The organism is Halopseudomonas sp. SMJS2 (assembly GCF_029866945.1).
Classification (GTDB): Bacteria; Pseudomonadota; Gammaproteobacteria; order Pseudomonadales; family Pseudomonadaceae; genus Halopseudomonas; species Halopseudomonas bauzanensis.
Window position 1 is genome coordinate 973091 of sequence record NZ_CP123445.1, and the last position, 12521, is coordinate 985611.

The 12521-nt window shown below is 58.9% G+C and carries 11 protein-coding genes; 10 read left to right on the top strand and 1 reads right to left on the bottom strand.

What is annotated here, in order from left to right; genetic code table 11:
• Positions 1–29 precede the first annotated feature (29 nt).
• The 10 genes from waaF to QAO71_RS04700 all read left to right on the top strand — a co-directional run bounded on the left by waaF (position 30) and on the right by QAO71_RS04700 (position 11229).
• The gene (gene waaF / locus QAO71_RS04655; protein WP_036990717.1) at positions 30–1073 is read left to right on the top strand and encodes a lipopolysaccharide heptosyltransferase II; all 1044 of its coding nucleotides are present in this window, start codon (positions 30–32) and stop codon (positions 1071–1073) included.
• A 5-nt stretch (positions 1074–1078) separates the two neighbouring features.
• Positions 1079–2134 (top strand): lipopolysaccharide heptosyltransferase I, encoded by a 1056-nt coding sequence (gene waaC / locus QAO71_RS04660; protein WP_136869235.1) that lies wholly within the window; start codon positions 1079–1081, stop codon positions 2132–2134.
• Between the two features lie 341 nt (positions 2135–2475).
• Positions 2476–3597, top strand: coding sequence for a glycosyltransferase family 4 protein (locus tag QAO71_RS04665; RefSeq protein ID WP_280165385.1), 1122 nt, complete (start codon positions 2476–2478; stop codon positions 3595–3597).
• Positions 3594–4412: a lipopolysaccharide core heptose(I) kinase RfaP gene (gene rfaP, locus QAO71_RS04670; RefSeq protein WP_280165386.1), complete on the top strand. Its 819-nt coding sequence runs from the start codon at positions 3594–3596 to the stop codon at positions 4410–4412. The genes QAO71_RS04665 and rfaP overlap by 4 nt, the downstream gene beginning before the upstream one ends.
• Positions 4409–5155, top strand: coding sequence for a lipopolysaccharide kinase InaA family protein (locus tag QAO71_RS04675; RefSeq protein ID WP_136869238.1), 747 nt, complete (start codon positions 4409–4411; stop codon positions 5153–5155). The genes rfaP and QAO71_RS04675 overlap by 4 nt, the downstream gene beginning before the upstream one ends.
• The gene (locus QAO71_RS04680; protein ID WP_280165387.1) at positions 5152–5931 is read left to right on the top strand and encodes a lipopolysaccharide kinase InaA family protein; all 780 of its coding nucleotides are present in this window, start codon (positions 5152–5154) and stop codon (positions 5929–5931) included. The genes QAO71_RS04675 and QAO71_RS04680 overlap by 4 nt, the downstream gene beginning before the upstream one ends.
• Positions 5928–7355, top strand: coding sequence for a lipopolysaccharide kinase InaA family protein (locus QAO71_RS04685; RefSeq protein WP_280165388.1), 1428 nt, complete (start codon positions 5928–5930; stop codon positions 7353–7355). The genes QAO71_RS04680 and QAO71_RS04685 overlap by 4 nt, the downstream gene beginning before the upstream one ends.
• Before the next feature lie 125 nt (positions 7356–7480).
• Positions 7481–9235, top strand: a complete 1755-nt coding sequence (locus QAO71_RS04690; RefSeq protein WP_280165389.1) for a carbamoyltransferase — start codon at positions 7481–7483, stop codon at positions 9233–9235.
• Complete coding sequence (locus QAO71_RS04695) at positions 9222–10361, top strand: glycosyltransferase (RefSeq protein WP_280165390.1); 1140 nt, start codon at positions 9222–9224, stop codon at positions 10359–10361. The genes QAO71_RS04690 and QAO71_RS04695 overlap by 14 nt, the downstream gene beginning before the upstream one ends.
• Positions 10306–11229, top strand: coding sequence for a DUF6625 family protein (locus QAO71_RS04700; protein WP_280165657.1), 924 nt, complete (start codon positions 10306–10308; stop codon positions 11227–11229). Before QAO71_RS04695 ends, QAO71_RS04700 begins: the two co-directional genes overlap by 56 nt.
• Positions 11230–11233: 4 nt before the next feature.
• On the opposite strand, the gene QAO71_RS04705 is transcribed toward QAO71_RS04700, so the two are convergent.
• Positions 11234–12310, bottom strand: coding sequence for an O-antigen ligase family protein (locus tag QAO71_RS04705; protein WP_280165391.1), 1077 nt, complete (start codon positions 12308–12310; stop codon positions 11234–11236).
• Positions 12311–12521: the final 211 nt, after the last annotated feature.

Consider the following 12521-nt stretch of genomic DNA (forward strand, 5'->3'; position numbering starts at 1 on the left):
TTCAGCCTCATGCTTTGAGCTTCAAGCTTATGAGAATTCTGATAGTTGGTCCCAGTTGGGTTGGTGACATGGTGATGGCGCAAACGCTGTTTGCCTGCCTGAAGCTGCGTCACGGCCCCGACTGCCTCATTGATGTGCTGGCGCCTGAGTGGAGCCGGCCGATTCTCGAGCGCATGCCCGAGGTCAACCAGGCCCTGAGCTTCCCGCTGGGCCACGGCGTATTGGATATCGCCAGCCGCCGACGTATCGGCAAGAGCCTCGCTGGCCAATACGACCAGGCCATTTTGCTGCCCAATTCCCTGAAATCGGCGCTGGTGCCGTTCTTTGCCGGCATCCCCAAGCGCACCGGTTGGCGCGGCGAGATGCGTTACGGTCTGTTGAATGACCTGCGGATACTCGACAAGGAAGCCTATCCGCTGATGATCGAGCGCTTCATGGCGCTGGCCTGGGAGCCTGATCATCAACTCACGCGACCCTATCCACGGCCAACACTGCAGATCGACCCGGCCAGCCGGGAGGCGGCGCTGGCGCGCTTCGGCCTGGAACTGGACCGGCCGGTGCTGGCGCTCTGTCCCGGTGCCGAGTTCGGCGAGGCCAAGCGTTGGCCGGCCGAGCACTATGCTGCCGTGGCGGACCGCAAGGTCCGTCAGGGTTGGCAGGTTTGGCTGTTTGGCTCGAAGAACGATCATCCGGTGGGCGAGCAGATCCGTGGTCGGCTGATTCCCGGGCTGCGTGAAGAGTCCAGCAACCTGGCCGGGGAAACCAGTCTGGCCGAGGCAATCGATCTCATGTCTTGCGCCACCGCGGTGGTCAGCAACGATTCCGGCCTGATGCATGTAGCGGCGGCGCTGAACCGGCCGCTGGTGTCCGTGTACGGATCCACCTCGCCGGACTTTACCCCGCCGCTGGCCGAACAGGTTGAAGTGGTGCGGCTGGGGTTGGACTGCAGCCCGTGTTTTGACCGTACCTGTCGCTTCGGTCATTACAACTGCCTGCGGGACCTTGAGCCGCAGCGGGTGATCGATGCGCTGGATCGCCTGGTCGGTGATCCTCTGCCTGACCCGCAACTGTGACCGATATGCGCGTATTGCTGATCAAGACCTCCTCCATGGGAGATGTGATTCATACCCTGCCGGCGCTGACCGATGCTCAGGCCGCGTTGCCGGGCATCAGTTTCGATTGGGTGGTGGAAGAGAGCTTCGCCGAAATTCCGCTATGGCACCCCGCGGTGGCCGAGGTGATTCCGGTGGCCATCCGCCGCTGGCGCAAGAGCCCGCTGAAAACCTTGCGCACCGGTGAATGGCAGCGTTTCCGGCGACGCCTGAAAAGCCGCCACTATGATCTGGTCATCGATGCCCAGGGACTGCTGAAAAGTGCGCTGTTGACGGTAGGTATCAAGGCGCAGGTGGCTGGGCTGGATTCTGAATCGGCCCGCGAACCACTGGCCAGTCGGCTGTATGATCAGGCCGTCAATGTAGCTTGGGGCCAGCATGCCGTTGAGCGGGTGCGTCAGCTATTTGCCCAGGCGCTGGGTTATCAGGTGCCGGATAGCACCGGACAGTACGGGTTGAACCGCTCCTACCTGGCCGGCGAATATTCCGGTGAAGACTATGTGGTCTTTCTGCATGGTACTACCTGGGTCACCAAACACTGGCCCGAGCTGTACTGGAAGCAGCTGGCGGAGCTGGCGGTGGAGCGGGGCATGCAGGTCAAGTTGCCCTGGGGCAATGACGCCGAAAAGGCTCGTGCCGAGCGCATCGCCGCTGGCCTCCCAGGCGTTCAGGTGCTGCCCCGGTTGCCGCTGGCGGGTATGGCCAATATCCTTGCCGGTGCCCGCGGCTGCGTGGCGGTGGATACCGGGCTCGGCCATCTGGCCGCAGCACTGGATGTACCCACGATCTCCCTGTTCGGCCCGACCAACCCCGGCTTCACCGGCGCCTACGGCGCGGTCCAGAGCCATCTCGCCAGCGACTTCCCCTGCGCGCCCTGCATGAGCAAGAAGTGCAAGTACGAGCCCACCCCCCAAGACGCCCGCGAGTTTGACCTGCGCCGGGAATTGCCGCTGTGCTTTACCCGATTGTCGCCCGAGCGGGTTATGACTCAACTGGAAGGATTGTGGCTGGCCGAGCGTTAGGCCGTCGCAGTTTTTGGCAGGTCTATGGCGACCCGGTCGGTCGACTTCCCCTCAGCGGCGGTGCAGCACCCAATCCAGTATCTATCGCAGCGAACCAGCGCCTGGGAGGGTCGAGCATTAGCTCGACCAGCGGAGCCGCCAACTACACCCGTCATCGGGCTGGTCCTCGACGGTCCCAGGAGCCGTAATCCGCGGCAGCTTGAGTTCGCCCGCTGCCCCAGCGTCCAAGCCAGCTATGCTAAACTCGCCGATTCATTTGAACTTTGTGCTTTTGCGCATATACAGCCGTCGCCCTCGCCAAGCAGATGAACACCTTGGCATTCCAGACAACGAGAGCCCCGATGCAACTGGCATTTCTGCTTTACAAATACTTCCCCTTCGGTGGTTTGCAGCGGGACTTCCTGCGGATCGCTCGGGTGTGCCAGCAGCGTGGTCATGCGATCCGTGTCTATACCATGGACTGGGAGGGGGGGCGGCCGGCCGGCTTTGATATCCGCCTGATCAAGGCTAGCGCGCTGACCAGCCACCGCCGCAACGAGAAGTTCCTCAGCCAGGTCCAGGTCGACCTCAGCCGTGAGCCGGTGGATCGGGTGATCGGTTTCAACAAGATGCCCGGTCTGGATGTCTATTATGCCGCTGACGGTTGTTATGAAGACAAGGCGCAGAGCCAGCGCAGCTGGTTCTACCAGTTCGGCCCGCGCTATCGACATTTTTCTGCCTATGAGCGTGCCGTGTTTGCTCCGCAGGGGCGCACCGAGATTCTGATGATATCCGAGGTGCAGTTGCCGCTGTTCATGCAGCATTACCGTACCCCGCCAGAGCGTTTCCATCTGCTGCCACCGGGGATCTCCTCTGACCGCCGCGCACCTGACAATGCGGCGGAGATCCGCGCCGCTTTTCGCCAGGAGTTCAATCTGGGAGCAGATGACCTGTTGCTGGTGCAGATCGGCTCGGGCTTCAAGACCAAGGGCCTGGATCGGACACTCGAGGCCGTGGCGGCCTTGCCAGACGAGCTGCGCAAGCGCACGCGCCTGATCGTCATCGGTGCCGATGATCAGGCGCCGTTTCTGCGGCAGGTTCGCGCGCTGGGCATAGCCGAGCAGGTGCAGATCCTCCAGGGGCGGGATGATGTGCCGCGTTTTCTGCTGGGAGCCGATTTGCTGATTCACCCGGCCTACAACGAAAATACCGGCACCGTGCTGCTCGAGGCGCTGGTCGCCGGGCTGCCGGTCCTGACCACGGCGGTATGTGGTTATGCGCACTACATCGAGGAGGCCGATTGCGGCCTGGTGGTGCCCGAGCCCTTCGAGCAGAGCACATTGAACAGCTGGCTGGCGCGCATTCTTGATGATCCGGAAACGCGGCAGGAATGGCAGCAGAATGCACTGGAATATGCCGAGCATGCCGACCTGTACAGCATGCCGGAGCGGGCAGCCGATGTGATTCTGGGAGAGCTGGCGTGACACTGGTGTTGAAAGAACCTTTCAAGGCACTCTGGGCCGGCCGCGATGCCTTCGCCGAGGTGGAAAACCTGCAGGGCGAGGTCTTCCGCGAACTGGAAGCGCGCCGTACCCTGCGTACCGAGGTCGATGGGCGGGGCTACTTCGTCAAGATTCACCGGGGCGTTGGTTGGCGGGAAATATTCAAGAACTGGTCCACGCTGAAGAAACCGGTGCTGGGTGCCGATCAGGAATGGGAGGCAATCGACGCGCTGACCCAGGCCGGCGTGCCGACCATGACCGCGGTGGCCTTCGGCGAGCGCGGTGCCAATCCCGCTACTCGGCATTCCTTCATCATCACCGAAGAATTGGCACCGACCATCAGTCTGGAGGATTTCACCCTCCATTGGCCAAGTGACCCACCGCCGGCAGCACTGAAGCATGCATTGATTCACCGGGTGGCGGAGATGACCGGACGGATGCACCGCGCCGGCGTCAATCATCGTGACTGCTATATCTGCCACTTCCTGCTGCACACCGATGCGCCGCCGACCCCGGAAAATTTGCGCTTGTCCCTGATCGATCTGCACCGGGCCCAGGTGCGGGCTGAGGTGCCGCGCCGCTGGCGTGACAAGGATCTGAGCGGGCTGTATTTCTCTGCGCTGAATATCGGCCTGACCGAGCGCGACAAGTTGCGTTTTCTGCGCACCTATTTCCAGCGCCCGCTGCGCCAGATTCTGGCCGACGAGGCGGTGCTGCTGAGCATGCTGGAGCGCAAGGCTGCGCGGTTGCAGACCCGGTTCGAGCGCAAATATGTCAAGGATGGCGGTGGAAAATGAGTCGTTGGAACCTTAACCCGGAATATGCCGTTGGGCCGACCGGGACGGCTTTCGCCACGCTGGATGCGGTGTTCGCATTGCAGGGCGAGCTGATCGCCACTGACCCGCTGAGTGAAGTCCTACGGGTGCAGGTGGGCGCGCGCTTCTATTACGTCAAACGCTACCATGGTGCCGGCAAGCATTTGCGGCGCTTCATCGGGCGCCCACGGGTCATGGCGGAGTGGCGCAACCTGCTGTATTTCCGCGCCTGGGGGATACCTGTCGCCACGGTGGTGGGCTATGGCATGGAGCGGCGCTACGGTTTCTTTCAGCGTGGGGCGCTGATTACCGAGGAGTTGCCGGGCACGCAGGATATGGCGCATCTGGCGCGCGATAATGACCCGCGGCTGCGGGACCCGCGCTGGCTGGGGCATGTCTTGCCGCAGATTGCCCATGCCACGCGGATAATGCATGAGCACCGTTTTGCGCACAACGATCTCAAATGGCGAAACATTCTGGTAGACGATCTGCCGCTGGGTAATATCCATATGATCGATTGCCCTGGCGGGACCTTCTGGTGGGGCCCGTTCCTCGAACGACGCAAGATCAAGGATTTGGCGTGCCTGGACAAGCTTGGCAAATACCATTTGAGTCGGACGCAAAGGCTGCGTTTCTATCTGGTGTACTGCGGTCAGCAGCAGCTCAAGCGTAGCGATCGTGCGCGCATCAGAAAAGTTGAGCGGTATTTCGAGGGACGAGAATGAACACATCGCCTTTCATTGCGGTGAGTGCGTGCGCTACCTTGCGGCGTCATCAGCTGGATAACTTCAATGACCTGTGGCACGTTGCAGCGGAGTTGGTGGACGAGCCCAACCGTGACCGGGGAGGCATCAGCAGTGTCAGCCGCCTGACGCTGGAGGACGCCAATGGCCGGCCGCAGGTCTTCTACCTCAAGCGTCAGAGCAACTATCGGATCCGCAACCTGCGCAGGCCGTTCGGGGAGCCCACGGCGAGTCGCGAATTCTACAACATCGGCCGGTTTGCCGAGCGTGGCATACCCGCATTGGAAGCGGCTTTCTATGGGCAGCGGGAGGTGGAGGGTGAGCTGCAGGCCATCTTGTTGACCCGGGAGGTAAAAGGTTATCTGCCGTTGGATGACTGGTTCTCCCGCTGGGATCAATTGAGCTTCCGATTGCAGCGTGACCTGATTACCGCGGCAGCATCATTGGTGGCGACGCTGCGTGAGCAAGGTGTCGTACATAACTGCCTCTACCCCAAGCACCTGTTCCTGCGGCCCACTGAAGACGGAGTTGGTGCCCGCTTCATCGACCTGGAAAAGTCCCGTGCGCATCTGTTTTCTCCTTGGGGAAACATGCGTGATCTGGATGCGCTGAACCGTCGCAGCCGGGCACCCAGCCGCACTCAGCGCCTGCACTTTCTGCTGACCTACCTCGGCAAATCGCGGGTCGATGCGGAAGTCCGTTATTGGGCCCGCCGTGTAACGCGTCGTACTGCCAAGAAGAGCAAGAGGCGCAAATGAGTTCTACCACGGCCAGACTCCGCGACGCCGGGCGTACACCCCCAACCGATATCACGCTGGCGCTTGCCGGCGGCAAGTCGCTGCAGGTCCATCGCTGGTTGCGTGTCCTGCCGGGGAAGCGTCTCGTGGGGTACGGTGAATGGGATGGGAAAAAGGTATTGGCCAAGCTGTTCATCGCCACCGGCGCCGAGCGGCACTGGCAGCGTGAAAGCGTGGGAATTCAGGCGCTGCAACAGGCGGGGATAAGCACCCCGGCTCTGTTGGATAGTGGTGACTTGCCTGGCGGCGGATATTATCTGCTGACAGAGTACCTGGCGGATGCGCAAAGTCTTCAACAATGTTGGGAGCAACTGACGGATCAGTCGCCACACAATCCGCAGGCTTTCGCTGTTCTACAAGGCGCGCTGCAGATAATCGCGGTCATGCATGCCAAGGGGCTCTTGCAAGCCGACCTGCATTTGGGCAACTTCTTGCAGGATGGACAGCAGCTGTATGTCATCGATGGCGATGCGATCGAAGCGCAGCATTCGGGCAAGCCGCTGCCGCTGGCGGCGGTGCGGAGCAACCTCAGCCTGTTCTTCGCACAGTTGATGCCGCAATGGGAATCCCAACTGGAGGCATTGTTGCGTGTCTACCTGGATTGCAACGCCATTACCGGTTTGCAATCCAGGGCCCTGACGGCGGAGATCAAGGCGCAGCGACAGCGGCGGCTGGATGACTTCCTGGGCAAAACGCTGCGTGACTGCAGCCAGTTTGCGGTAACCAAATCGGGCGACCGTTTCTGCGCTGTGCTGCGCTCGGAGCAGGACGCGCTGGCATCTGTGTTGGCCGACCCCGACAGCCTGTTCGGCAGCGTCCCATTGCTCAAGGATGGTGGCAGCAGTACGGTCACGCGGGCCAACGTGGCCGGCCGCGAGCTGGTTATCAAACGCTACAACATCAAAGGGATTGGGCATTGGCTCACCCGGTTCTGGCGCCCCAGCCGCGCCTGGCATTCCTGGTTGGCCGCCTGGCGGTTGAGCTTTCTCGGCATTGCCACGCCGCAGCCGCTGGCCATGATCGAGCGGCGAATCGGACCACTGCGCCGCGAAGCCTGGCTGGTCACTGATTACTGTCCTGGCGAGAGTCTGTTCGAGCGGTTGGGACAAACAGGCGAAGCGTTACCTGATCAAGCCACCGCCGACGCCATCTTGCGTATCTTCAATCAATTGAATGATGCCTGGATCAGTCATGGCGATTTCAAGGCGAGCAACTTGCTATGGCAGGAAGGGCAGGTGTGGTTGATTGATCTGGACGCCATGCAGAGCCATGCAAATGAAGCAAGCTGGCGCAAGGGGTGGGCCAAGGACAGAGCGCGTTTTGTGCGCAACTGGCCTGCCGACAGCCCGTTGGCGCAATGGCTGGAGCAATCGCTTCCTCACTGACCAGAAAAACGCGCCCTGATGCTTTCCGGGCGGGGGTACTGGCGCGCTGCTTTCATCGGGCAGAAACAGGCGTATCGGTGTAGAATCACGGTTTATTTTTACCTTTGTTTCTAAGAGGCGAAACCGTGGCATTGACTATTCTTGGACTTTCCGGCGCTTTGAGCCACGACCCGTCAGCTGCGCTGTACATTGACGGCAAGCTGATTGCTGCGGTTGAGGAAGAACGCTTTGTGCGGGACAAGCATGCGAAGAACCGCATGCCCTATGAGTCCGCAAAGTTCTGCCTCGAACAAGCCGGCATCAAGCCGGAAGACGTGGATATCGTTGCTATTCCGTTTGCGCCCATCAGCATCTTCGAAAAGGCCCGCTGGCACTACGCCAAGCGTTATTGGTACGCACCGGATCGTTCGCTGGATGCGATCTTCATGGGCAACCGCCGCTTTCACCGCTACAAGAAACGCATCCAGTGGTGCCTGCAGCAACTGGGCTTCGATCTGAAGAAGGTCAAGCTGGAGCCGGTTGAGCATCACCTGGCGCACGCTTCCAGTGCCTATCACTGCTCCGGTTTCAAAGAGAAGACGGCGATTCTCGGTATCGACGGCAAGGGTGAGTACGCCACCACCTTCTTCGGCTACGGCGAAAACGGCAAGATTCACAAGATCAAGGAATTCTACGATCCCGACTCCCTGGGCGGCCTGTATGGCGCGATCACCGAATACCTCGGCTTCGATATGCTCGATGGCGAGTTCAAGGTCATGGGCATGGCACCCTACGGGGACGCCAGCAAACACGATTTTTCGCGACTGGCCAAGTTCGAGAACGGCGAGCTGACCATCAACACCGATTACGCCAACGTCATCGGCTTCCGTCGCTACAAAGAGAAGGGCAAGGGCTACTATTTTTCGCCCAAGCTGATCGAATGGCTGGGACCCAAGCGCGAAGGGGATGTAGCCGATGATCCCTACATCCATTACGCCGCCAGCATCCAGGCGCTATTCGAGAAGCTAGCTCTGGAGATGATGGACTACTATCTGGGCGACATCATCAAGGACACCGGTCGGATTGCCTTCGCTGGTGGTTGCGCGCTGAACGTCAAACTCAACCAGAAAATCATCGCCCGGGATGAGGTGAAGGAGCTGTTCGTCCAGCCCGCCGCCAGCGATGCCGGCACCGCTGTGGGTGCTGCCGCCTACGTTTCGGTGAAGAATGGCGTGCCGGTGGAGAAGATGGAGCATGTCTATCTTGGCCCCAGCTACAGCAACGAAGATGTTATCGCCGCCTGCGCGCGTCACCCAAGCCAGCCGCAGTGGCAGAAGATCGACAACGTGCCCGAGCACATCGCCCAGTTGATGGTAGAAGGCAACCCGGTAGCCTGGTTCCAGGGCCGCATGGAGTTTGGTCCGCGCGCGCTGGGTGGACGCTCCATTATCGGCTGCCCGAGCGTGCCGGGTGTTGCCGATCGCATCAACGCCCAGATCAAGTTCCGCGAGCGCTGGCGTCCTTTCTGCCCGTCCATGCTCGACACCGTCGCCCCGCAGATGCTCAAGGTCGATCACCCCAGCCCCTTCATGACCTTTACCTTCGAGGTCAAGGACGGCTGGGCCGAGCGCGTACCGGAAGTCGTCCACGAAGACGGCACCTCCCGCGCCCAGGTACTGGAGCGCCGCCACAACCCGCGCTGGTATGACCTGATGCTGGAGCTGGAGAAACTCACCGGCAACGGCGTGTCACTGAATACCTCCCTCAACCGCCGGGGTGAGCCGATGGTGTGTTCGCCGACGGATGCACTGAACATGTTCTATGGGTCGGATCTGGAGTATCTGATCATGGAGGATGTGTTGGTGGTGAAGAAGGGGGTAGAGGATTATGATATCGCCTGAAATAGGCGCTGACGCACAACCCTGGGTACTGCAGTTCTGTCACGGTTATGATGGCCCGTTTCTGGATTGTGCTCGGCAGTATTCCGCCCTTTTTGTAGGGTCGCGGTATAAGGTTTGTACGGTATATCTGACCGGTGCGCCGAGCGACGAGGTTGTTCTCGGCTCGGCTTCTGACGAGGTGCTGTTCCTCGACTATAAAAGCAAGGACATCCGCGGCTTGAAGCTTGATGCTATGTGCCGGATACGCCATCTTGTGCATGGGCGAGATTTTCGTTTCTGTATAGCCCATCGTTTCAAGCCGATCTATATCAGTCTGCTGGCAACGCGCCTGCCGGTAATTGGCGTGCATCACGCCTTCGGGGTTTACAAGCGTCAGATGCGGCGCTTGTTCATCCGGCGCTTTCGTTCGCGCCTGCTACTGCTCGGGGTTTCCAACTCCGTGCGGGAAGATATCCGCCATTGCTTACCCGGCTGGGATAAAACCGGAATTGCAACGCTCTACAACCGTATTGATGTCGCTGCAGTACAGGCTGAACAGATACCCCGTCAGCAGTCGCGAGAACGCCTTGGCCTTCCCCATGACGCCTGGATTGTGGGTAACGTTGGCAGGTTGCACCCGGACAAGGATCAGGCAACGCTGATCCGAGGCTTTGCTGCCGCGCTACCGGGACTCCCGCGAGGAAGCGTGCTGGCTATCATGGGTAGAGGCCGATTGGAGCGCGAGCTCAAGGAGCTGGCAGCACAGCTGGGAGCAGCGGAGCAGGTGGTATTTCTTGGCCAAGTCAAGGATGGAAGGCGTTACTTCAAAGCCTTTGATGTATTTGCGCTGACTTCGGATCACGAGCCATTTGGTATGGTTCTGCTCGAAGCCATGGCGGCTGGGGTGCCCTTGCTCAGTACTGACTGCGGTGGCGCCAAGGAGATCGTCACGGGCCTGGGGCCGCTGTTTCCCTTGGGGGATACTCACGCACTGGCAGCTGCTCTGTTGGAGCTGTCCGGCATGACGGACGAGGATGTATCTCTCACAAGGCAGCGCATGTTGCAGCGCCTGAGCGAACGCTATATCGATGATGCGGTACGTCCGCTTTTTTTCCAGAGGTTGCAGAAAAGTGGTCGTATCAGCTAAGCCGCCCAGTATATTGATCCTGATACCTTATTTCGGAATGTGGCCTTTCTGGATGCCGCTTTTTCTGAAAAGCTGTGAGTTCAATGCAGATATCAACTGGCTGTTAATTGGTGATTGTGGAGAGCCCGTGGGCCTGCCTGACAACGTGCAGTATCGCGATTGTGTATTTACTGAATACTGTGACCAGGTGTCAGAACTTCTTGGGTTGGCATTCCACCCGAAGCACCCCTACAAACTGTGCGATTTGAAACCGGTGCTTGGGTTCATCCACCAACAGGAAGCGCAGACTTACGACTTTTGGGGGTTCGGTGATCTGGACTTAGTCTATGGCGATCTGAGGTCTTACTTCACAGAAGAAAAGCTGCACAGATACGACTTCTTCTCCACTCATGCGCGCCGCGTGTCAGGGCATCTATGCTTGCTGCGCAATAATGAACGTATGCGCAATCTGTTCTGGCAGATCCCGGCTTTTCGCGAGCGCATCCAGGATCAGCAGCACTATGCATTGGATGAAGGTGGGTTCTCCCGCCTGTTCTTGAAGAGAAAAAATTTCCCCGAACCGCTGTTCCGTCTGGTAGGTCTGTTCAATCCTTTACGGCGCTCAGCCGAGTTCAGGGAGGCGTTCAGTACGCCTAACGGCAGGGTGTCATGGATTGATGGCACCCATGATTTTCCTGATTATTGGCAATGGGAAAAAGGTTGTTTGACCAATAGTAGGATGCTCGGAATGACCTTCCCCTACTTTCATTTCCTTGGCTGGAAACGCAGGTTCAATGAGCACCCTGAGCTAACCGAGGCTTCATACATCAATGCTCTAGCTGCAGCGGGACAGTGGAAAGTGGACAGCCGGGGTTTCCACCCGGCCTAAAGGATCAGGCCGGGTATGTCGTTTGCCGGATGCAGTAAGAGTAGAAAAAGCTCGTCACGATAGCGACAAGATAGGTGCCGCTTGGATAAATGACGTAGGACTCGAAAAAACTGACCACCAGCCAGAATACAAAAAATATCCAGGCAAAGAGAAATACGTCCAGCGGCATCCGGCGTTGCTGGTAGGCGTTAATGGTCGCGCGACCAATCAGCATCATCAACACGGCGATGAACATCGCGCCAATCAGGCCTATTTCCACTAGCGTTTGAAAATAGGAGCTGTGCAGGTGATTGAACTGTTTTTTAAAGGCATCGCTGAACAGATCAGAGTTGCGAATCAAGGGTCTGGACCCACGCCCACCCCAACCCATGAATGGCTTCTCCATAATCCAGCCTGTCGCCGCAGCCCAACTGGCCACACGAATTTCGATACTGCTGAGATCTTGCTCTTCATGGGCGGCAGCCTGCCGCAAGCTCTCCCAGGTAACATTCTCTGATTCGAGCCGCTCGCTGACCAGTGTCGGTAAGTTGAGGCTGCTCGCCAGCAAGACCAGCAGCGCCACGCTGACCATGCTGACGAGCAGAGGTTTGCGCATCGAAAATTGAGGCCTTCCGCGAAGAAGATAGGCCAGCCCCAAGATGGCTGGAAGCAAGACTAGAGTGACGCACAGCCCCAGCCAGACCGCACGCGTCTGGGAAACAAATACTCCCCACACGGAAAAAAGCCAGGCGCTGACCCAGAATGCTACGCAAAGTGAAGCAGTCAGCCGGGGAACGTGCTTTATCCATAAATAAAAACGATGAGTGAAAACACTCAGCGCTAGGGCACATGTGGAGAAAACAATGCCAGTGTGCTGTGCATTGTGAATGCCAAAGTCAACACGCTCTCCGTGCCAGGCCCGAACCCACTCGGCTTGATCGAAACTTATAACCAGGTATATCACCAGGCCACTGAAGGCTACTGCCAGCAGATGCCAGGCTCTCAGCCAGCCGCTACGCGATATGGCATAGGCGATAGCGATAAAGTAGAGCACCCTGAGGAATCGGCGGTCACTGGTGGTTGGCGGGAAATTATCGGGCAAAGTTAATCTATGCCAGATGATAGAGATAACGATATACAGAAAAAAACACATGCCCAATAGGATAAGCGGGTCCTTTCGCAGTTCGTGATTGCCTGGGGCCATAGTGGCAGGCACAAATAGCAGAATTAACAGGATGCATGCGACGTCAAAAAGTCGTGGTATAGGCAGCCAGGAAAAAGCGAAAACAAGGCTGCTTATAGCCAAGGCGGTG